Annotated in this window: 21 protein-coding genes; 3 read left to right on the top strand and 18 right to left on the bottom strand. The window is 43.1% G+C overall.

The genetic code is table 11. The features are described 5' to 3' along the window. Nucleotides 1-156: 156 nt before the first annotated feature. The 15 genes from STRCR_RS03950 to STRCR_RS03880 all read right to left on the bottom strand — a co-directional run bounded on the left by STRCR_RS03950 (nucleotide 157) and on the right by STRCR_RS03880 (nucleotide 16858). Nucleotides 157-1026 carry a hypothetical protein gene (locus STRCR_RS03950; RefSeq protein WP_004229544.1) on the bottom strand — a complete coding sequence of 290 codons (870 nt, stop codon included), beginning with the start codon at nucleotides 1024-1026 and terminating at the stop codon, nucleotides 157-159. Between the two features lie 420 nt (nucleotides 1027-1446). Next, nucleotides 1447-4272, bottom strand: a complete 2826-nt coding sequence (gene uvrA, locus STRCR_RS03945) for an excinuclease ABC subunit UvrA (protein WP_004225223.1) — start codon at nucleotides 4270-4272, stop codon at nucleotides 1447-1449. A gap of 1310 nt (nucleotides 4273-5582) precedes the next feature. Further along, nucleotides 5583-6272: a D-allulose 6-phosphate 3-epimerase gene (alsE, locus tag STRCR_RS03940; RefSeq protein ID WP_004228130.1), complete on the bottom strand. Its 690-nt coding sequence runs from the start codon at nucleotides 6270-6272 to the stop codon at nucleotides 5583-5585. Nucleotides 6273-6292: 20 nt separating this feature from the next. Further along, a complete protein-coding gene (locus STRCR_RS03935; protein ID WP_004229375.1) occupies nucleotides 6293-7396 on the bottom strand; it encodes a PTS fructose transporter subunit IIC in 1104 nt (367 codons plus the stop codon). Nucleotides 7397-7414: 18 nt separating this feature from the next. Further along, the gene (locus STRCR_RS03930; RefSeq protein WP_004225901.1) at nucleotides 7415-7726 is read right to left on the bottom strand and encodes a PTS fructose transporter subunit IIB; all 312 of its coding nucleotides are present in this window, start codon (nucleotides 7724-7726) and stop codon (nucleotides 7415-7417) included. A 236-nt stretch (nucleotides 7727-7962) separates the two neighbouring features. Beyond that, nucleotides 7963-8412, bottom strand: a complete 450-nt coding sequence (locus STRCR_RS03925) for a PTS sugar transporter subunit IIA (protein ID WP_004227042.1) — start codon at nucleotides 8410-8412, stop codon at nucleotides 7963-7965. Nucleotides 8413-8471: 59 nt separating this feature from the next. Beyond that, a complete protein-coding gene (locus STRCR_RS03920; RefSeq protein ID WP_004226894.1) occupies nucleotides 8472-8897 on the bottom strand; it encodes a PTS sugar transporter subunit IIA in 426 nt (141 codons plus the stop codon). Further along, entirely contained in the window at nucleotides 8887-10362 is a 1476-nt protein-coding gene (locus tag STRCR_RS03915) for a BglG family transcription antiterminator (RefSeq protein ID WP_004225455.1), read from the bottom strand. Before STRCR_RS03915 ends, STRCR_RS03920 begins: the two co-directional genes overlap by 11 nt. A gap of 200 nt (nucleotides 10363-10562) precedes the next feature. Continuing rightward, nucleotides 10563-10820 (bottom strand): DUF896 family protein, encoded by a 258-nt coding sequence (locus STRCR_RS03910; protein ID WP_040804840.1) that lies wholly within the window; start codon nucleotides 10818-10820, stop codon nucleotides 10563-10565. 432 nt (nucleotides 10821-11252) lie between these two features. Further along, nucleotides 11253-13289 (bottom strand): glycine--tRNA ligase subunit beta, encoded by a 2037-nt coding sequence (glyS, locus tag STRCR_RS03905; protein ID WP_004228714.1) that lies wholly within the window; start codon nucleotides 13287-13289, stop codon nucleotides 11253-11255. Between the two features lies 1 nt (nucleotide 13290). Further along, nucleotides 13291-14208, bottom strand: a complete 918-nt coding sequence (gene glyQ / locus STRCR_RS03900) for a glycine--tRNA ligase subunit alpha (RefSeq protein WP_004227483.1) — start codon at nucleotides 14206-14208, stop codon at nucleotides 13291-13293. 459 nt (nucleotides 14209-14667) lie between these two features. Further along, a complete protein-coding gene (locus tag STRCR_RS03895) occupies nucleotides 14668-15078 on the bottom strand; it encodes an EVE domain-containing protein (RefSeq protein WP_004229730.1) in 411 nt (136 codons plus the stop codon). Next, on the bottom strand, nucleotides 15071-15529 hold the full coding sequence (locus tag STRCR_RS03890) for a MarR family winged helix-turn-helix transcriptional regulator (protein WP_004229253.1): 459 nt from the start codon (nucleotides 15527-15529) through the stop codon (nucleotides 15071-15073). Before STRCR_RS03890 ends, STRCR_RS03895 begins: the two co-directional genes overlap by 8 nt. Next, nucleotides 15526-15942, bottom strand: a complete 417-nt coding sequence (locus STRCR_RS03885; RefSeq protein WP_004228121.1) for an SRPBCC family protein — start codon at nucleotides 15940-15942, stop codon at nucleotides 15526-15528. The genes STRCR_RS03890 and STRCR_RS03885 overlap by 4 nt, the downstream gene beginning before the upstream one ends. 289 nt (nucleotides 15943-16231) lie before the next feature. Continuing rightward, a complete protein-coding gene (locus STRCR_RS03880) occupies nucleotides 16232-16858 on the bottom strand; it encodes an NAD(P)-dependent oxidoreductase (protein WP_004225902.1) in 627 nt (208 codons plus the stop codon). A 78-nt stretch (nucleotides 16859-16936) separates the two neighbouring features. Between STRCR_RS03880 and STRCR_RS03875 the strand changes: the two genes are divergently transcribed. Then, a complete protein-coding gene (locus STRCR_RS03875) occupies nucleotides 16937-17269 on the top strand; it encodes a winged helix-turn-helix transcriptional regulator (RefSeq protein ID WP_004227225.1) in 333 nt (110 codons plus the stop codon). A gap of 174 nt (nucleotides 17270-17443) precedes the next feature. Here STRCR_RS03875 and fghA read toward each other — a convergent pair whose 3' ends face one another. From fghA to nagA, 3 genes are all read right to left on the bottom strand, one after another. Continuing rightward, complete coding sequence (gene fghA / locus STRCR_RS03870) at nucleotides 17444-18301, bottom strand: S-formylglutathione hydrolase (RefSeq protein ID WP_004228536.1); 858 nt, start codon at nucleotides 18299-18301, stop codon at nucleotides 17444-17446. A gap of 384 nt (nucleotides 18302-18685) precedes the next feature. Continuing rightward, nucleotides 18686-19804, bottom strand: a complete 1119-nt coding sequence (locus STRCR_RS03865) for an S-(hydroxymethyl)glutathione dehydrogenase/class III alcohol dehydrogenase (RefSeq protein WP_004226722.1) — start codon at nucleotides 19802-19804, stop codon at nucleotides 18686-18688. A gap of 249 nt (nucleotides 19805-20053) precedes the next feature. Further along, nucleotides 20054-21202: an N-acetylglucosamine-6-phosphate deacetylase gene (gene nagA, locus STRCR_RS03860; protein ID WP_004225605.1), complete on the bottom strand. Its 1149-nt coding sequence runs from the start codon at nucleotides 21200-21202 to the stop codon at nucleotides 20054-20056. A gap of 424 nt (nucleotides 21203-21626) precedes the next feature. Between nagA and STRCR_RS03855 the strand changes: the two genes are divergently transcribed. Further along, on the top strand, nucleotides 21627-21884 hold the full coding sequence (locus STRCR_RS03855) for a hypothetical protein (protein WP_040804423.1): 258 nt from the start codon (nucleotides 21627-21629) through the stop codon (nucleotides 21882-21884). Nucleotides 21885-21987: 103 nt separating this feature from the next. Further along, nucleotides 21988-22251, top strand: a complete 264-nt coding sequence (locus tag STRCR_RS03850; protein WP_004229476.1) for a hypothetical protein — start codon at nucleotides 21988-21990, stop codon at nucleotides 22249-22251. Nucleotides 22252-22641: the final 390 nt, after the last annotated feature.

Here is a 22641-nt window from a genome sequence, read left to right as displayed (position 1 = left end):
CGAAGAAATCTAATATATTTTTGACATTCTAATCCTTTTAGCTCAATCCTCTGCAGTTTTTGGAAGTTCTTAAAAGAAAGGATAACCAGCCCGAGGTTGCTTAATTTTCTGATACGTTGCGTTACCGAAACCATAGTCTCTCTTAAATGATATAGATTAATTGTTGACCTTAGTATAAGAACCATTCTCATAGATACTGTACTCGGAATAGTTTGGCTCCTCATTCATTCCATACTGCCAAAGAATAGGATATAACGTTTGTCCGTCAGAACTTAATTTGTAACCAAAGTCGTATTGAATACCACTCCCCCCTAGCTGCGCAGGCAACACTGTTCCTGAATAATCCACAATTCTATAAGTTGTCTCATCAACTGGAATCATTGAATAGACTGTCCCAGAGACTTCAGAACTACTGCTATCGCTTCCATTAACCTTTATTCTTAAGTCACCATTGCTCGAGAAAGTAATCGTAGTTGGCATTCCTGACATGGTCCCCTTCCAAGTTCCAATCATTTGGTTAGGAAACACACCGTCATAAGCAACACGTTCACTGTCTGCCTGAGTAGAGGAAGAAGTTAGATCTGAGGAAGCCTGACTGGATGACAAGGAAATTGAACTTGCTTGGATTTGGTCAGTTTGGCTCTTCTTGTTTTGATAGGAAGTCCAAAGAACAAAAGCAACACAGGCTAAAACTACCAGAATCAAAACCACCAAAATATTATAAATAAGTTGCTTACGCCTTTCTTGGCGCTCCAACTTATCCTTTTCTATATAATAAAGATTTTGCTCCAAAATTGCTTCATCTAATAAATTTTTGACTTGTTGTCGCTTTTTAGGATCACTTGTCTGAGCTAGAGCTAACTCCAAACGGGAAATTTTCTCCCGCATCTCCCTCTCTTGCTGTTCATCTATGAGTTCCTGATGAAAACGTTCTTGATTTCGCTGTATTTTTTCCAGCGCAGAACTCTGCCTCGATTGTTCCCAAGTATTGCGGTCTATAGAATTTCTGATTTCCCAATCATCCATATCATTTTCTCCCTCTAGTTTAAAAAATGATAATTTTCTAAAAATTAAATATACCTTTAGTATAGCAAACAAAAAGCCTTAGGGCAATATTGATAAAGACTTCTATGACATAATATTACATTTATGATATTTTTGTGACACCAGAAAATTGCTAAGGGGCTATTGCCTAAAAGACACTATATACATTAGAACTTGATTCAGATGGAATTGGACACCTAACCTTCTCCACATAAAAAGGGAGTGAGAACAATCCAAAAATTGAAAATTTTGGTTCGTATTCCCACTCCCTAATGAACTGTGCAGTGGGGAAAACTTCTTGGCATAGCCAACAAGTCTTGCTCCCAACCACTGCACCAAGCGTTTATTCCAAAACAAAGATACTGGACGATTTTTTGCCCAGACTCTTCTGGCTTCTTATGGTTATTTTAACTTATCTTGCAAATATTGGCCGGTAAAGGACTGAGGATTTTTGGCTACTGCCTCAGGGGTACCTGTAGCGATAACTTGACCGCCGCCAACACCGCCTTCTGGTCCTAAATCAATTAGATAATCAGCAGTTTTGATGACATCCAAATTATGCTCGATGACCAGAACAGTATTTCCTTCATCGACAAAGCGCTCCAAGACTTTGAGCAGACGGGCAATATCATCGGTATGCAGACCAGTCGTTGGCTCATCCAAAATATAGAAGGACTTACCAGTTGAGCGCTTATGAAGTTCGCTGGCCAGCTTCATGCGCTGAGCTTCCCCACCTGATAGGGTGGTGGCTGGCTGACCCAGTGTCACATAACCCAGCCCGACATCCTTGATGGTTTGAAGTTTGCGAGCAATTTTGGGAATTGGGGCGAAGAAATCTACCGCATCATTAACGGTCATATCAAGAATCTCTGCGATATTTTTTTCCTTGTAGTGAACTTCTAGGGTCTCACTGTTGTAGCGCGTGCCATGGCAGACTTCACACGGAACATAGACATCCGGCAAAAAGTGCATTTCAATCTTAATAATCCCGTCACCTGAGCAGGCCTCACAGCGTCCTCCCTTGACATTGAAACTAAAGCGTCCCTTTTTGTAACCGCGAATCTTGGCTTCATTAGTCTTGGCAAAGAGATCACGAATATCATCAAAAACCCCTGTATAAGTCGCTGGATTGGAACGCGGTGTCCGGCCGATTGGACTCTGGTCAATATCAATCAAGCGCTCAATATGTTCAATCCCTTCGACGCTCCTATGCTTACCTGGTTTTTCCGAATTGCGATTAAGTTTTTGCGCAATAGCCTTTTTCAAAATACTGTTGACGAGGGTCGATTTCCCTGAACCTGATACACCAGTTACGGCGATAAATTTTCCAAGGGGAAACTTCACATTAATCGATTGCAAGTTGTGCTCAGCTGCTTCCTTAACTTCAATGAAACGACCGTTTCCCTTTCGCCTTTCGGTTGGTACAGGGATTTCCTTCTTACCAGACAGGTACTGTCCGGTGATCGATTTTTTATTTTTGGCGACCTGTTCTGGTCTACCAGACGCAACAATTTCACCGCCGAATTGGCCGGCACCCGGACCAACGTCCACTAACCAGTCAGCCTGCCGCATAGTATCCTCATCATGCTCAACAACAATCAGGGTATTGCCTAGATCACGCATTTTCTTAAGACTGGCAATCAGTCGATCATTATCACGCTGATGGAGTCCGATAGAGGGTTCATCCAAGACATAGAGGACACCGCTGAGGTTGGAACCAATCTGAGTGGCCAAACGAATGCGTTGACTTTCTCCGCCTGACAGGGTTCCCGCCATCCGGGACAGAGTCAGATAATTGAGGCCGACATTGTTGAGGAAGGTCAAGCGGTCCTTGATTTCCTTTAGTATCGGTCCTGCAATCGTTGCTTGGTTGTCCGACAGATGCAAGGTGCCAAGATGAGCCAAATGGTCCTGAATGGACAAGTCTGAAATCTGACCAATATTAAGACCATCTTCGCCCCCAAGCTTAACAGAGAGAGCAGCATCGTTGAGACGGTAGCCGTGGCAGGTCGTACAAGTCAACTCGTTCATATAGCTCCGCATGACATTGCGGGTAAAGTCACTGTTCGTTTCATGATAGCGACGGTTGACATTATTAACCACGCCTTCAAAAGGAATGTCAATATCACGCACCCCACCGAAATCATTGACATAGTGGAAGTGGAATTCTTTATCATCAGAACCATAAAGAATCAGATCCTGATCCTCTTTCGAGAGCTCTTCAAAGGGCGTATCCATATCAACCCCGAAGGCTTCCATGGCCTGCTCCAGCATGGCTGGGTAATAGTTAGAAGAAATAGGATTCCAAGGCGCTAAGGCTCCCTCACGCAAGGTCAAGCTAGGATCTGGAATGAGGAGATCCATATCGACAACCAGCTTCATCCCCAAGCCATCACAGGTTGGGCAGGACCCAAAAGGAGCATTGAAAGAAAAAAGACGCGGTTCTAACTCAGGAACGGTAAATCCGCAGACTGGACAGGAATAATGCTCCGAGAAGAGCAAATCATTACCATCCATGGTGTCGATGATGACATAGCCATCCGCAATTCGAAGCGCTGCTTCCACTGAATCAAACAGACGGCTGCGAATACCTTCTTTATTGACCAGACGGTCAATGACCACCTCAATATTATGCATCTTGGACTTGGACAGCTCAGGAACTTCAGTCACATCATAGACCTCACCATCGACACGCACACGCACATAACCTTCTTTTTGAATTTTTTCAAAAAGGGTCTTGTGCTGTCCTTTCTTGCGACGGATAACTGGTGCTAAGATCTGCATACGGGTGCGCTCTGGCAATTCCAAAACTTGGTCAACAATCTGTTCAACCGAGCTGGCGGAGATTTCCCCATGACCGTTTGGACAGTAAGGAACCCCTACACGCGCATAGAGTAGGCGCAGGTAATCATTGATTTCCGTTGCTGTACCAACGGTTGAACGCGGGTTCTTGCTGGTCGTCTTCTGGTCGATAGAAATAGCTGGGCTGAGACCATCTATGCTATCTACATCAGGCTTTTCCATATTTCCCAAAAACTGACGAGCATAGGCTGACAAACTCTCCACATAGCGCCGCTGCCCTTCTGCGTAGATGGTATCAAAAGCCAGACTGGATTTACCAGATCCAGACAAACCAGTCACTACTACCAGTTTATCTCGTGGAATTTCTACATCTATATCTTTCAAATTATGGGCACGTGCCCCATGAATCACTAACTTATCTTGCATAACTAAGATACCAAGCCGTTAAACGACTCAAAGGAATTTAGGAAAATCGACGCAGGTGAAAAGACACCTAGGAGATTTTATCTAATTCCACAGAGTCGTAGGCGGGTTCATTTCCTTTCTAAGATACCAAGCCGTTAAGCACTCCAAAGAAAAATAGCGAGTGCTACAGCTATCTGTGGTAGCGTCGTAGCACCGCCACAAGGTTGATTAGGTAAGTCGCTGTCGTGCATACGACAAGAGTTACCAATCAACTACTGTGAAAAAGGACGAAGAATCGCAAGATTCTAGGAAGGTGAGTCTTTTTTCACAGGAGTGTAGGCAGGTTCATTTCTTTGCTAAAAGACGCTATACTTTCAACGAATAGACATTACTTTAAAATTCACTCTCTAACCTGTTATTATAGCAGATTTCTTCTTTGCCAAGTGGAAAGAAATCTGAAACCATATATGTAGAGTAATTTCCTTATACCACAAATAAAGATCTGCTACCGACATCTGATTTTTATACCCACGAAATCAAGTTTGGTTTTTCAACTAAGAATATTAGCTGTGGGCTTGCACTCCCGTTTGACTTATTTTACCCTTAATCCAAAAATAAGAAGCTTGACTTAACAAAAAATCTTAGACAGTTGACAAGTTGACACTTGGATATCAAAAAAACGGATGAATAGCCACTTCAAAATCGTGAGAATGTGCCATTCATCCGTTTTTAATATTAGTGCTTCATAAGAATAAATTCTTACAGAATCTTTACCTTAGAAACTGTATTCACAAGTTTAAATTCTTAGCGTCAGCTGGAAAAAGCCTGGGGAAAAAGTATTCCAGCCTTCTATTTTTACAATAATAACAGTTTGACGCAGTGGTTGGGAGAAAGACTTGTTGGCACTGCCAAGAAGTCTTTCCCCTGCACAGTTCATTAGGTGCTTTAGCACCAATGAACCACTGTTGATTGGAGGTCCTGATCTGGGACGTTGTCTTATTTCTAGGCACCCCCTTAAACAGTCCACTGGACTGTTTAACGACTCCGCAAGTGTTAGCGGCCATCCTAATCAACTGTGCGGAGGTGGGACAACGAAGTCAATTTATATAAAAAATCGACTTCTGTCCCACTCTCAAAACAGACAGTTGCCGCTGTGGTAAAAAAGACGGTTGACCCTATTTAAGTCAATCGTCGAGGGGATTTTCAAGACCCTAGGCTTGAAAATGAGCAATGGAACTCCGTTAGGAGGTCGCTTGCGTCCCTGCCACATCAGACTAACTGTCAAAAAAATGTGAATACAAGTCCTTAGTATCTTTTTATTTCGGGCTCCGTTATTCAACAGTCTTTCCTGTCATCTCCAAATAATCCTGACACATCTTTGCCCAAGACTCTTCAATTGTATCCGCAACTGCAAAGAGACCGCTGCGGCCGATAACATAAATATCGGGGGCAGCCTGATCAATCCTCTTGAAAGTCTTACGACTGGACGAACCATCCATTTCAATTAAATAAGGATAGTTATGCTCTTTCCGTAAGTTACGCAATTGGACAATTTTATCAAGTGTGCTTTCCAAAAAACGTTGGCCTGCAAAACCAGGATCGACTGTCATAATCGTCACCTTATCCAGCAAGTCAATATAAGGCAAGATAGCGCTGACCGGTGTCTCTGGATTCAGGACAACACCAGCTTTTAGTCCCGCATCATGAATACGGTCGATTAGTCGAAAAGCGAGACCGTTAATAACTTCTGCATGCATACAGATATACTCACACCTAATACTAATCAGCCGTTCTACCCAAAAAGTAGGGTCAGTCACCATCAGGTGAGCTGACATTGGTACATCACTGAGCTTTCTTACTTCCTCAATAAACCAAGGCGAAAGTGTAATATTCGGAACAAAATGACCATCCATGATATCAATATGATAAGACTGAGCATGATCATTCAAAAAGGTGATTTCTTGGGTAAATTTATCCAAGTTCATACACATTAGTGACGGCGAAAAATGAACATGTGCCATATAGGGTTCCTTCCTTTCATTTATAAAATTTCAATATCATCTAGACTAATATCTTCTTCTTCTACCTCTGAGACTGTCGCTAATTCCTCGGCTGTTTTATTTTTGGCAATAAAAGCATAGACAAGACCCGTCACTAATACATTAACAACAATAGCAAGAACACCAGCTAAGGGATGTGACATCGTCGGAATCATCAGAAAACCTCCAAACGGAACCGTCGAATCTGCTCCCATAGCCATGGAAACCGCACCACCAGCAGCACCACCAATCGCCGCTGCTGTAATAGCACGTGCAATATCATTCATAACAATAGGAATAACTCCTTCAACAATGTTCAGAACCCCCATGGGTACTGCGGATTTCAAGGTTTCAATCTGTTCTCTGCCATAAATATTCTTACGGAGTAACTTAGCTATAAAATAGGCAAAACCAAAGCCAATAGGCGTTGAAGTATTAACTAATTGCAGGGCCGTAACCGGTTCTTTTACTCCTGACGCTAGCAGGGTTAAGGTAAAGGCATAAACTGTTTTATTGATTGGCCCACCGAAATCAACAATACTCAAAAATCCTACAACAAGACCAAATACTAACATGGAAGAAGAACTTAGCCCTTGCAAAACCGTCGTCAACCAGTTAGTAAAAGCCGCAATCGGAATACCAACAATATAAATCATCAGCAAACCAGAAATTAGAGAGGATAATAAAGGAACAATGACCGTTGGCATCAGCCCTTTGGCCCATTCGGGAACTTTGAAAGTTTTTAGAATCCCCAAGGCCAAAAATCCGGCAAAGTAGCCGCCTAGGATACCACCCAGAAAGCCAGCACTGATCGCATTAGCTGATAAGCCTACAACGAATCCGGGAGCAATCCCTGGTTTACCCGCGATAGAATAAGCAATCCCCGTTGCAATAATAACAGGTAACAGCCCTAAAGCCTTACCGCCCATTGTGGCCAAGGCATCCCAAAAGGTGAATTTCCCCTGAACCAAGGCATCTTGAGCGGTGCCGCCAAGGGCCATGCCAATGGCGACAAGGAAACCAGCTCCGCATACAATGGGAACTAAATAGGAAATGGCGGTCAGAAGATGCCCCTTAAGGTTTAATTTTTTCCATGTATCTTTCATCTAGTTTACCTCACTTCTCTATCCCTGAGCTACTTCTGCAGCCTTTTGCAAGAGTTTATTGGGAGATTTGATGGCGATTTCGGTTGGAACCTTGATGACCTTTTTTCCTTCAAATCGTTCCATCCCCGAAATTTTGACATCAATAGCCAAAATAACGATATCCGCTTCTTGAATTTGCTGCTCTGTTAATGCATTTTCTACTCCAATGGTTCCTTGAGTTTCAATATGGATATCGTAACCGGCATTTTTAGCAGCATTTTCAAGTTTTTCCTGAGCAATGTAGGTGTGGGCGATCCCAACCGTACAAGCAGCAACTCCAACAATTTTCATAAATGATCTCCTTTCTTTAAAATACAAAAGTGTTAAGCGACACACAGCAAAATAGGAAAGCAGACGCAGAGGCTCGGCATCTAGGAAGTCTATATACTTAAAGGTCTCTGCACCTGTAATCAGCTAAGGCTGAAACCGTTGCATATCTTTTGGCACAGTGTCGTAGGCGCATTCAGTTCTGGTCTAAATTTTGCCTGCCTCAATCGAGAACCCCAAGCAACTCCAATTATTTCCTTTTAGGCAAAAGCTGCAACAACATCTTCAACCGACTGAGCCGCTAAAAGATTTTCAACCACCCTATCCTTGCCCAATTTCTTAGCAAAGAGTGCTAGGAGCTTTAAGTGTTCCTGAGCATTGTCGGTGTCATTGCCAACGGCAAAGAGAATCACTACTTTGACCCCCTTACCATCTAAGCTTTCCCAAGGGATTTCATACTTGTTAATGGCAATGGCCACACCAATTTTATTAACCGCTTCGCTCTTACCATGGGGAATCGCCACAAAATTACCGATGCCTGTCTGCCCTGCTTTTTCACGCAAATAAACATCTTCTAAAAAACTATCGGCATCATCCAGATAGGCCTGCTCTTCCAGCAGCTGGCAGAGCTTCCGCAATATCTCATCCTTGCTTCTAGCAGTAAGACCTGTCAATACCAAGTTTTTATCAATCACATCTGTTACTTCCATAAATGTCTCCTTTTGATAGGGCTTCTGGGAAAAGACCAGACACAGTCTATTAACCAGCTTCATAAATTTTCTAACATGATTTCCAACTGTTTTAAATCTACCTTTCTCAATTGATGAACAAAGTGCTCATCGGCTAACTTTCTCACAAAGGCCTTAATAGCGAATTGCTCCGTTGCCCGAGCCTGACTGTCCAAGGCAATTGTAAGCACCAGCTGGACGCGATTAACAGTCTCAGACCAGTTGATTGCTGATGCCAGTCTGCTAATAATGATGCGGTTGGCTAGACCTGGAAGTTCGACATGGGGCAAGACTACTCCCGGTGCAATCTCAATACTACCCAATTTTTCCCGCCAGACCAAAGCCTCCAAAATAACTGACTGATCAATGGGTGAATCTTTTGCAAGCTCCGTTGCTAAATACTGATAGATCTCTTTCCGACCAGCCAGAGCTAAATCTAAGTGGATGTCATAAAGATTAGTGGCCATAGCGAATCTCCTCAATCTTTCGTCGAATACGCCTCTGATCATCCTCCGTCATCAAGGCACTGACTAGGATTTTGGTCATATTCTCTGGTATCGCTACATTAACGGTTGTAATTAACAGCTGGGCCTCTGGATATTGCCGACTGACATCGGCCAAATCTCGATAGGGCAGAACCGATAAAATAGCTAAATCGCCAAATTGCTGTTCAATCTTGGAGCGAAGCAACTCTGAGGTTCCAATGCCAGAAGTACACATAATTAAAGTAGGAATCGGCGGTGACTGAGTCTCTTGATAGCGAGCAAAGTAGAGGGTAATAAAACCAATTTCGTCCAGGTTAATAGCCGGGAAACCATACCGTTGACTGACTGCTTCTGAAACACGGCGAACCTGATCAAAAATTTGAGGATAGGTCAATCGTATATCCGACAGCATGGCATTTTTTATTCGAATCTTGTGATCCAAGCGCCTGAGCATGGGACTAATATGATTGGCCAAGTCGACAAAGATAGGAGAATCCTCCATAATAGCCTGTCCTCTATCAGGAAACATCTGCTCAAAATAGAAATGAGTGATGGCCAACGTTCGCTGAGAAAAATAAATCGGAGCGGAGTCATGAATATCCTGAAAGTGGGAAGCCATCAAATATTGATAGAGATGATAGATTTCACTATCATCAACACTAATCCCTAATTTTTCTCTAACATCCTGAATCACCCGCCAGCTCTCTTTCATCAAGGAGTTCATTTCCTCAAAATTCTGAAGAGACTGATGTGTACCTAGGAAGACCTTCCCATTCTTAGAACGCATAATCATGATATATAAGTGGGAAAAAACATTAACATCATAAGGGTAGGGAAGAACTGCTTGCAGATGTTGTTCAATAGAATGAAGCTCAGCCTGAATAAAGCCGGATACCTCCCTATCAATCGTTTGATCCTTTTCAAGGGATAATTGCTCCAAATCAATTGTTCTAAACGTTGGAACCAAATCCGCAATAGCCCGGCGAATATTCTGTTCTTCTCCATGAATGGAAAGAATGCGTCTTCGGCTAAGCAAACGTAATTGATAATCATTCAACAGCTTTTGTAATTCCAACTTATCCTTTTGAATGACAGATTCGCTGACAAAATAATCTTGACACAAGTCGTAAAGTGCCAACCCTTTGGGGGCTCTAAGCAAAAGGCGCTCCAAGATCAGTTCCTGTCTATTCTCAACCGTTAAGTCATCATGGAGGGGACAGGAGTGTTGAGTAAAGGTCAGGTATTTTTCTTGATTCAGCCAGTAGCCCCTGCCCTTTCGAGAGACAATCAACTGACCGCTATGCTCTTGATTGAGAGACTTAATCATTCGATAAATGGTCTTTTCTGATTTTCCCAGAGCCTGGGCTAATTGACGAGCCGTCATATAATCTGATTGCTGGCTCAAAAAGAACAAAAGCTCATCAATTTTTTTCCGACTTTCAACCATAATTCTTTCCCCACTTATACCTTTATTCTATAGCTCTTAAAGAAGTCCGCTTATTAAAAAATGGCCATTGCAACGGTCATTTTTTTCTTATCCTCACTTTAAATACCCATTCTTACAAAAGCGTTTTAAAATCTCAACAACCCTCTTACATTTGGGCATACAAAAAGGTCAGCGAAAACCGCTAACCTTTGCTTATCTCATCAACTATTCGGGTCGTCTAGGCTGCGGCCATGCAGGCCTTTTTGACGTTGAATTTGACGGAGTTTTTCTGGGGTCACGTCATTGCCTTTTTCATCAACCACCTTGATTCCTTCAATGTGATGACGCAGATTGCGACGATAGCCTTCGATATACTCCTGACGAAGCTTAGCCTGCTCAACCTTTTCCTCACCAGTCAACCCAACCGTTTTTTTCTTTTTAGCAAGCTCATTAATCCGAGCAATTTTTTTAGGATCCATATCTGATACTGAAGCCATAAAAAGCGAGAATAAAATGGGAAACTGACAATGTATCTTCTGACACTAGAAAGTTTACCTTGGGACGCTTTTTAGTTTTTAAGCGTCCACCTTAAACAGTCCACTGAACTGTTTAACGACCACGCAAAAGATAGGTCAAACAGTCTGGGAGACTGTTTGAGAAAACCAAGATCAATTGTGCGGAGGTGAACAACAAAATCAGAATCGTGATTTTTGATTTTGTCCCACTCTCAACTTCTCGATGCTTTTAGGCTGTGTTCAACTCCTTTCTGACTAAACATTATCTTATTATAATTGCAGTAGTTTATTGGGTGGCCCTATCCCTTGTTTCACAAGTGACAGCGGCCAACCAATAGACCGTGTGGAGGTAAGATAACGAAATCAAGACTAGGTCTACTGATTTCTGTCTTGATCTCATTTCGTATTTAATTTATTAAAGGCTGCGACTTGGCTGGCTTTGTTAGCCAAGTCTGAGAGAATAGCTAAGCGATTGTTTTTCACTGCTTGGTCGTCTGCCATGACCATAGTGTTATCAAAGAAGGCATCAATGACTGAGCTAAGCGCAAAGAGTTGCTCAATATTTGCACTTGCATCCTTACCCAACTCAAGCTCAGCGACAGCTTGAGCCAAGGCTTTTTCTTGCTCATTTTCAAAAAGACTAGCCTCTACAGTAGTAGCACTGTCAGCTTTTTCAGCCAGGTTGAAGACACGAGACAAGCTTTCAACTGCTGGTTTGTAGTTGTCTTTTTGCGAGGCCTCTACAAGGGCAGCCGCTGCAGCCAACATGTCTGATACAACAAAAGTAGAGCCAGCTAGAACCGCTTCCCTGATATCTTTTGGTGTCTTGCCCATCATCTTGTCCACACGAGCACGGATAAAATCAAGGACCTCAGCCTTGTTATCGTAAGTCAAGCTATCGAAAGTAAGGCCATAGAGGTTGTCCACCAACTCATCCATCGCAATAGTCCAGCCGAAGGCATCCAAAATGCGGACAATCCCTTGCGTCGCACGACGAAGAGCATAAGGGTCATTAGAACCGCTTGGGATGAGACCAACCGAGAAGAAGCTGAGAAGCGTATCCAATTTATCAGCAAGGGCCAAAACAGCACCGACCTTAGTCTTTGGAAGGTCACCGTCAGCTGAGTCAGGCAGGTAATGCTCACGGATAGCTGTCGCAACGGCCTCTTCTTCACCTGCAAGAAGAGCGTACTTCTCACCCATAATGCCTTGCAGCTCATCAAACTCGCCGACCATGCCGGTCAAAAGGTCAAACTTATAGATAGCAGCTGCACGCGCAACAGCTGCCGCCTCATCTGATGAAAGCTCTGCTAGTTTTGAAAGATAGTCCGCAATAACACCAACACGCGCCATGTGTTCAGCCAGAGAGCCGATCTTCTCATGGAAGGTCACCTGTGACAGCTTAGTCACAAGGTCTTCAATACGCAGTTTTTGGTCCTCATGCCAGAAAAATTCACCATCTTCAAGGCGGGCCACCAATACTTTTTCATTGCCTTTGACGACGTTTTCCAGAGCGACATCATTACCATTACGCACCGAGATAAAGTTAGGTCTGAGCTTGCCTTTCTGATCACGGACAACGAAATAACGTTGATGGCTCTTCATAGATGTTACCAGCACTTCTTCTGGAATCTCCAAATATTTCTCATCAAAGCGACCCATAAAGGCAGTTGGATACTCGACCAAGTTGAGAACTTCATTGAGGAGTTCTGGGTCAATATCGACTTGGACATTTTCCTTAGCTTCAATAGCCTTGATCTGATCCACAATCATGCGCTCACGCTCAGTGCTGTCTGCAATGACAAACTGTTTGCGAAGATCTTCCTCATAAGAGTCCGCCGTTGCAATCTCAGTTTCTTTGCCCAAGAAACGGTGACCACGACTGATACGACCAGAGCTGATATCGAGAAAATCCATATCAAGCGCCTTGTCACCCAAAAGTACGGTCAAGGTGTGAACAGGACGGATGTACTCAAAGGTGTTCTTAGCCCAGTGCATACTGACAGGGAAGGTAAGACTGTTAAGCACCTCAGGGATGCCTGCCAAAACATCTTCAGCAGGTTTACCTGCTTCGTTTTTAGTCACATAAACATACTCAACGCCCTTGACTTCCTCAAAGCGGATATCATCAGTGGTTAAACCTTTACCACGCACAAATCCCTGAGCAGCCTTGGTAAAGTTACCATCACTGTCTAGAGCGATTTTCTTAGCAGGACCTTTGAAATCTTCTTTCAAATCCGTTTGGGCATCAGCCAAGCCAATCACACGAACTGCCAAGCGACGCGGTGTTGAAAAAGTCTGGATACCCTCGTATGACAGGCGATTATCTGCCAAAAAGTCTGCCATTTTTTTACCCAATTGTTTTTCACTTGGGGTTACGACATAGGCTGGAAGTTCTTCTAAGCCCAATTCTACCAGTAAATTCTTAGTCATCTTAGTCTTCCTCCTGTGCCAAAAGTTTTTCACGTGTAGCTTCATCCAACAATGGATAACCTAATTTCTTGCGTTCAGCCACAAAGGTCTTAGCAACGATCCGAGCTAAATTACGAATGCGGGCGATATAACCCGCACGTTCCGTTACAGAAACGGCACCACGCGCATCAAGCAAGTTGAAGGTATGTGAACACTTGAGAACATAGTCGTAGGCTGGGTGAACCAGACCTTGTTCCAAAGCTCGACCGGCCTCTTTTTCAAACTTGTCAAAGTTTTCAAGGAGCATATCTTGGTCTGAGATTTCAAAGCTGTATTTTGAATGCTCGTATTCTGGCTGCAAGAAAATTTCACCGTATTTAACACCCGGCGCCCATTCGATATCATAAACCGAATCCACTTCTTGAATGTAAGAGGCCAAGCGTTCCAAACCGTATGTAACTTCTGCGGTTACGGGACCTGTCGCCAAACCACCGACCTGTTGGAAATAAGTAAACTGAGTAATTTCCATACCGTCCAGCCAGACTTCCCAGCCAAGACCCGCTGAACCCGTTGACGGGTTTTCCCAGTTGTCTTCAACGAAACGAATATCATGTTCCAAGGGATTGATGCCCAATTTTTCCAAGGACTCAAGGTAAAGCTCTTGAATATTGCTTGGCGATGGTTTCATAACCACTTGGAATTGGTGGTGCTGGTAAAGGCGATTAGGATTTTCCCCATAGCGCCCATCAGCCGGACGACGTGATGGCTCCACATAAGCCGCATTCCAAGGTTCAGGTCCGATAGCCCGCAGGAAGGTGTAGGGGCTCATTGTCCCCGCACCCTTTTCATTGTCATAAGCCTGCATCAGCATACAACCCTGATCATTCCAGTATTGTTGTAAAGTCAAGATAATTTCTTGAAAAGTTAGTTTTTTACTCATTGGTTCTCCCTTTTTTAATAAGTATGTTTTGCGACGATTTTTCAAGCAAACCATATTTTTACTTGAAAATCTAGTGCAGCGTCTAGGCAATCCTCATAGGGATTGCCTTTAGGTGCTTGCTCCTTTAGGAGCACTAGCACTTTTGACGAAGCGGAAGGTTAGTTTTTTTGACATTGCTGTCTTCCTTTTTCCTCTCTTAAATGGCAAAGCTAGGATAGAAAAAGAACCACGTCTTTCCACTCCTATGCCAGCTGACATAGGGGCGTATTAAACGCGGTTCCACCCTAATTTATTACTTCATTTTATTACGATTAAACTTAGTTACTCAACTAAGAGAAAGCGCCAGTTATTCCTTCTTTCTATTCGGCTTCCACCATTCCGAACTCGCTAAGATAAAGGATTGAAATAACATTCTTTCTTGGGATACATTGTAGCAGAAAAGATAGGGATTGTCTAGGCCTACCTCGTTTTCATATACTCAAAAACATGCATAAAGAAATCTCGACTGACTTCAAAATGCCCGTAGCGCAACTGGTTGGCATAGGTTTTCCAGTCTGGGTGCTGCCTTGCCACTTCAATCGGGCAGGGACGAACAGACTTGTAATACTCAACATCTCGCCTGAAAGGGACAAAGTCCGGTGCCATCTCAAATTGGTAGACCTTGTCATCCTTCATTTTACCCACAGCTGTAAAAGCCTGCAGCTTTTGATCAGAGTCAAGAGTAACTTTTGGACTGTAGTAGAGCAGATAGTCTCCTTGACTCATGCGTTTTAAGGGACCACCTTTGCCATGACAGATCTGGCAAAAACCGCCGTCAACACCGCGTTTGACATGATTTTCCGAAACCACTCCGACCCAAAATTTAACCATCTCTTTCCTCCAATTTTATTAAAAGCTGATTGAAAACTGCTAGTTGATTGTCCAGCTGGCCAAAGTAATCCTGATCAATCTCCTCAACGAGAGGCAAAGCCTGATTCATGCGCTCCCTGCCTGCATCTGTCAGAAAGACAACTTTTGCCCGACTGTCCTGCGGATGTTCCCGCCGCTCCACCAAGCCTTTTTTCAGCAAGAGCTTAAGAACCTGTGAGACCGTCATCACATCCATATCCGAAAAAGCAGCTAAAGTAACCTGAGTAATCCAATCTTGTTTCTCTTCCAAAGCTCCTAAACTCGTCAGAATAATAAACTGAGGATGCGTCAGATCAACATCTTGCAGAGCTTTTTTTACTCGGTCATGCCAAGCATTATAGACCCGGGCAAATAAAAGGCCTGTCGATTCCTGATGGTTATCCGCATATTGGGAATGAAAAGCTTTTGTCATGCCGCCTCCAAAATTTGTTTTAGTTTTCCAACACTTTCTGGCACATCGTCAAAAACCTGTTTCAAAAAGGCCAAAGCGTCCTCTGTCATCTCACCGTCTGTCAAAGAAACAGAATGTCTCAGGCTGATGCCACCGGCAGGATCTTCAAATATCTCATGCTTAAAGAGAACATTGCCAAAAGGCGTTGCTGTTACATCAGAAAAACACTGATTTTCACGCACTTCAGCTAAAGTGAAGGCCAGTTCAGGCATGCCCTCCAGCTTCATTTGCCCCTTTTGTCCTGTAGTGAAATCACCGTCCAAAGCAATCTGTTCCAAATCACTCTCCCAGACAAACCACTGATCAATTTGAGAATAGTAGACCCAAACTTCCTCTTTTTTAGCATTGACAGCCAACTCAAAAGAAAATTTCATAGAAACTCCTCCTTGTTAATAAGTGTTTATATTATAAGCTAACTTATAATATATGTCAAGAAAAAGAGGTCAGTACAAAAAATCTCTGCCTCTTTCATCTTGCCCTAGTTTTACTAGACTGGCGGTCCTTATCTTGGGGCGCCCACTTTCAGGCGCCCCCTTAAACAATCCACTAGACTGTTTAGCTGCCATGCAAGGGATAGCTTCAACAGTTTATGAAACTGTTGGAGGTTATCTAATCCCATGAACGCTGTTCATCCTATTTCCAATCTCATTCTCTTTTCATTCCCTAAGATTCCAAAAAAGAAATATGTTCCCGCACATGAGGCTTAGAAGAAAGCGCTTCTGTTATCAAGGCTTCTGCATAGTCCGCATAAGTTAAAGTACTTTTGCCACTAGCATTGTCCCTCAAATGATCGTCCGATAATACCGTTTTACCCACCTTGGGCTGACCGAATCTTAGCTCGGCAGGTGGCGAAACATAAAGCCATCTCACTGTTTGATTTTTCCTTAAAAGGGCGAAAGCATCATCTTCTGCTTGAGCAAGTGGCTTGAGTTCAGCTGGAAAATCTGTAGCATCTACCCAACGCAGTCCTTCATCAATATAAAGACTCCCTGCACCGCCTGCCACAATCAAGCGTTTGCGACTTCCTTCCAATAGATCCAGCAAATGCTGAGTAGTAACAGAAAATAAAGGCAAATCAGATAACTGGCTAACTCCAAATGCGCTGATAATGACGTCAAACGGTGCTAGATCTTCTTTTTTCAATTCCAAGATATCCTTTTTAAGAAAGTACTGGCTAGATGTCTGATTAGATTTCCTCGCAACAGCCGTTACCCTTAATCCTTTCGCTAGGCTTTCCTGGACAAGTAGATGCCCCAATTTCCCATTAGCCGCTAAAATTGCAATATTCATACTAATTCCTCCTTATAATTTACTTGTAGCTTTTATCCATGCTAAAATAGTGTAAAACATAGAAAGGAAGTCTATCAAATGACACCGGATACTTGCCCTGTCAAAACAACGTTAAGCTTAATTTCCAGCAAATGGAAGATCCTTATTATCTATCTTCTACATAACAAGGGAACACAAAGATACGGACAAATTAAGCAAGAATTGGATAACGTTAGCCAAAAAGTACTTACAGAAAGTCTACGAGAACTGGAAAGAAATGGTCTCATTTCCAGAAGAGACCATCATCAAGTACCACCCAAGGTAGAGTATACGTTGACAGACATTGGTGAAGATCTCTATCCACTCTTAATCTCCTTAGCTGATTGGGGAGAAAATTATAGCCGCTTAAAGGCAGAATTATCCACTTCCTAATGTCATCATAAAACAAAGTGCCTACACTGTAAAGTAGGCACTTTTTGGTAACTAAGTATTTCATGTTATGCTCTTACAAGGTAGAAGTATTAAACAGCAACACAAAGAGAGCAGCTCAAACTGCTCTCTAAAAATTACCACCCGATTGTTCTAAAATCTCTCATGACTTAAAAGCTAGTCTTCCCCTAACCCCAAATGTTCGGCATGAAAAGCTAGATGTTCTTGGACAAAACTAGCAATGAAATAATAACTGTGATCATAGCCTTCATGCAGATTGAGAGTGACAGGAAGCTGACGCTCCTTAGCCACCGCTTCAAAGCGCTCGGGCTGGAGCTGCTCAGGATAAAAGCCATCCGCCAGTCCCTGATCAATTAAAATCGGCAAGCACTTATCAGAATCCACCTGAGCCAGCAGCCGGGTGCTGTCATAGACTTCCCAAGCTTCTTTGTCTTCACCCAGATAGGCGGTGAAAGCCTTCTGCCCCCAAGAGACCTCCATAGGATTAACGATTGGTGCCAAGGCCGAGATAGCCGCATAGTGCTCAGGATTTTTAAGACCAATCTGGAGGGCGCCATGACCACCCATACTGTGCCCAAAAATCGAACGCTGATCAGTAACTGGGAAATTTGCCTCAATCAGCTCAGGCAATTCCTTAGCTACGTAATCATACATCTGGTAATGCTTAGCCCAAGGTTCCTGAGTGGCATTGACATAAAAGCCTGCTCCTTGCCCCAGATCATAACTATCTGCATCTGCTACATCTTCACCGCGCGGTGAAGTATCTGGCATAACGAGCGCTAGACCATACTTAGCCGCCCATTGCTGGGCGCCAGCCTTGGTTGAGAAATTTTCATCAGTGCAGGTCAAGCCTGACAGAAAATACACTACCGGCACTTTCTTGCCTCTTTCTACCTGAGGCGGCAGGTAGATGGCAAAAGTCATCTGAGTCTGAGTGCTGGTTGAAAAGTGAGTATAGCGTTGGTGTTGACCGCCAAATGAACGGTTGCTTGAAATTAATTCTAGATTTTTCATAGGTTTAAGTAAAGGGTTTGATGATTAAAGTGCGAGAGCTCTGTAGCTTATGCACTGTAGTCTGTGCTTTTCGACATTGACTAAACAAATTTTCTTTCCAACCTCCAATCATCCACCGGATCATTAGAGTCACTTAGCGATACTTCGTTTGGTTAGTCGATCTTACTAACTAAACGGAAGTTACTAAGAAAGGCAGACAAGTCACAATAGTGATTGGCGTTTGTTATCAAAGGCGAAGCACGTAGATAACAAGCCTTTGCCGTATCTTGATTAACTGAACACGGGCTGCGGATTGTGCAAAAAAGAATGGCTTCTTCCTTAGACGCAAGCGTCTGCGTCACCCCCCTATTTTGCTTTATCCGCGAACGCCCTTTGTATCTTAGTTTAATAATGGATGACTGTTCGTATTGATTTGCCCTCATGCATAAGGTCGAAGGCCTTGTTGATGTCTTCAAGCGGCATAGTATGAGTGATGAAATCATCAAGGGCGAATTCACCATCCATGTACTGGTCAACGATACCCGGAAGATCTGATTTCCCTTTGACACCGCCAAAGGCTGACCCACGCCAAACACGGCCTGTCACCAACTGGAATGGGCGCGTATGAATCTCAGCACCCGCTGGGGCAACCCCGATGATGATACTTTCTCCCCAACCTTTGTGGCAGGCCTCAAGGGCAGAACGCATGACCTCGACATTTCCGATACATTCAAAGGAATAGTCCACCCCACCGTTGGTCATCTCGATGATAACCTCTTGGATTGGACAATCATAGTCATTAGGATTGACAAAGTCAGTAGCTCCAAGCTCCTTAGCTTTTTCAAACTTATCAGGATTGGTATCAATCGCAATAATACGACCAGCCTTGGCCATACGAGCTCCGATAATCGCGGCAAGTCCGATACCCCCCAGACCAAAGATAGAAACCGTTGAATCTTCTTCGACCTTGGCTGTATTGAGCACAGCCCCCATACCAGTCGTCACGCCGCAACCAAGCAGGCAGACTTCCTCAAGAGGGGCATCGTCACGGACCTTAACCAAGGATACATCCGCAACAACTGTGTGTTCCGAAAAGGTTGATGTTCCCATGTAGTGGTAGATAGGCTGACCGTCTTTATAGAAACGAACAGTCTCATCTGGCATAAGTCCACGGCCTTGTGTCTCACGGACAGATGAACACAAGTTGGTCTTACCTGACAGGCAGAACTCACACTTACCGCACTCAGCAGTATAAAGCGGAATAACGTGGTCACCAACCTGAAACTCAGCGACCCCTTCACCGACAGCCTCAACGATACCTGCACCCTCATGCCCTAAAATACAGGGGAAAACCCCTTCGCTATCCTGACCTGAAAGTGTGTAAGCATCCGTATGACAGACTCCTGTAGCCGTTATACGGACCAAGACTTCATGCGCCTTGGGCATCATGAGATCGACCTCTTCTATCTTTAAGGGCTCATTAGGCGCCCAAGCCACGGCTGCACGTGTTTTCATAAATTCCATAATAGATTTCCTCCTCTATCTACCACTCTAAACAAGTGATTAGCGACCAAAAGAGCAGATGAACACCGCTAAGATGTATTAAACTGAAAAATGAGTACGTTGGCCCAGCTCAAACACAGCCCCCACTGCTACCGCTCTAACCTAAAACGCTTTCTTGCTACATATTTTAACAAAAGAAAAAAGCCGGCGCAAAAATCTGCTGCCAGCATTATAGAGCAAGTGCTAAAAATTAAAAGATAGTCGGTCCACCTATTCGCCCCAAACCTTTTCACCATTGATATAAGTCGCTACTAGACTCATATCATCTTTGAGAACGATAAAGTCGGCTGAGAGGTTAGCCTTAATCTGGCCGCATTGTTCTTCCAGACCAACGGACTTAGCTGGAACGTAGGTTGCCATATGAACCGCTTCTTCAGGAGTGGCAATGCCCCAATCTACTACATTCTTGAGTCCGTCTTTAAGTTTGAGGATAGAACCAGCTAAGTTACCCCCATCCTTGAGACGGGCAGTATTATCCTTAACAATCACAGGCAGCTCACCTAGCATATAATCACCGTCTGGCTGACCTCCAGCTGACATGCAATCGGTAATCATGGCCACATGCCCTGTTCCCTTTTGCTTGAGGAGGATTTGACAAGCCACTGGCGATACATGATAACCATCACAAATCAACTCAGCATAGGTATTGTCAAGATTATAAACAGCACCCACCATGCCAGGCTCGCGATGGTTAAGCCCACTCATACCATTGTAGGCGTGCACCCAGACACTAGCACCTGCTTGGACGGCCCGTTTGGCATCCTGATAAGTCGCATCAGAGTGCCCCAAAGCAACAATGACTCCCGAAGCTGTAGCTTTGCGGATAAAGTCAACCGTTCCTTCACGTTCAGGCGCTAAACCGATTTTACGCAGGAGTCCCTTAGCTGCCTTTTGCCAGCGCTCCAGCTCCTCAAAACTAGGATTGCGCATATAGGAAGGATTTTGCGCTCCCTTATATTTCTCTGTGAAATAGGGGCCCTCAAAGTAGATCCCTTGAATCTTGGCACCTGTCTCAGACCCCGATACATCAGCGATAGTCGCGCAGATATCTTCCAGCTGCTGACTGCTAGCTGTCAAGGTCGTCGGTAAAAAAGAAGTCACCCCAGCTTCTGGCAAGTGCTGACTGATACTGCGAAGACCATCCGCAGAATTATCCATGACATCATGACCGGCATAACCATGGATATGGGTATCAACCAAGCCTGGCGCAATCTGATACCCTGTATAATCTAAAACTTGAGCAGCACTTGGCATACTCTCTGTCCACTGACCAAAGCGCCCATCAACCAACTCAAGATAGCCAGCTGGCTTAGTTTCATGAGCATAATAAAAACGATCTGCCTTAAGGTAGGTTGCCATTATTGTTATTCCTCTCTTCCAACGAGTTTTTCTTTCTTTTATTATAGTGCTTTTATGATAGTTTGTAAATGGTATATACCAGTTATCTTATAAACTGTACTCCCAATTCTAATATCTAAGGAAAATCAAAGATGGACAGGGCCATGAAGTATAAGGACTCAAAACCTCCATCATTTTCATAGTAGGATTACTGATTACAGAAATTATGGAGCCAATTCTTGATATCTGCAAATTAACCAGTCTGAGCCAAGTCACTGCTCAAACCACTGATTTTATTTTTATGATAATTATCAGAAAAAATGTTTTTATTTTTCTATTTATTACTATTTATGTTAAATATTACAAAAACCCTCCTGATTTCCCTTGCATAAGTAAATTTTAAGCGTTAAAATAACCACGTAATTTTTAAAGAAGAAGAATTTTTATGAACACATTAACGTTAGACTCAATGGCCTTTGATAATTTTGAAGTGGCGGATATTAGTCAACTTGCTGAAGTTGATGGGGGAAGTGTTCGAAGCGATTATGATAAATTGAGTAATGCTGAGGGGTATGCAGCTGCAGCCTGTGCCTTATACTCTACTGCATATGCATCTGCTGCTTGTCCACTTGTATCTATTCCAGCATTGGGTGGTGGTGCCGTGTGTACTTATTTTGAATATTCAGAGTTAGGATATATTTAATCTAGGATAATTAATCAATTTGCATAAACAATAATTTAATAGTGATTATTTAAATTAAAATTTCAAAAATTTAATAAATTATCATAAGTTTAAAGGGGAAAAAATGAATTCTATTTTATTAGATAGTAACGTATATACTGATTTTAAAACCGTTGAGGGGGAGGAGCTTGCCACTATTTCTGGTGGGGAAGTGACCACAGATACTCTTAAAGCTGATGTAGTTGGTACAATTGCTGGTGGTGTTGGTACAGTTGCTACACTTGAATGTCCACCAGCTGCAGCTATAGCTGGTATTGGAACTGTTATCATGCTCCATAAAACAATTTGTGATACCATGATGTATCTATATGAAAAGTTCGTTTATTAAAGGATTTAATTGTTGATGGCGAGTGGAACTTTGAAACGTATAAAAGAGTATAAATACGAATCTACCTTTCTGTGATACTTTTTTCTTGATAGAAATAAAGAGCACGGTTGCACAGGCCATTGTCACAAGTGTGATATTTCCTTTTTAATAGTTTAAAAGAAGGTACGCGGGGATGAAAAATAATAGTAGGGTGAAGACATGGAAGATTTTTTTATTAAGTCTAGTTATGAGTCTATCAATATTCATTATCTATCAGTTGACTCATGATTCGGTTTATCTATTTGCCTTAATAACATGGATTGCTATATCTATAATTGTACTTTTTTCTTATGCAATATCCTTTTTTAGGAATTGGAAAAGAAGAGATAAATAAAAAGGATGCTGTTAGGT

It is taken from the genome of Streptococcus criceti HS-6 (assembly GCF_000187975.2).
Lineage (GTDB): Bacteria > Bacillota > Bacilli > Lactobacillales > Streptococcaceae > Streptococcus > Streptococcus criceti.
The sequence above is the reverse complement of the archived record's forward strand: the minus strand, read 5'-3'. Positions and strand labels throughout refer to the sequence as shown.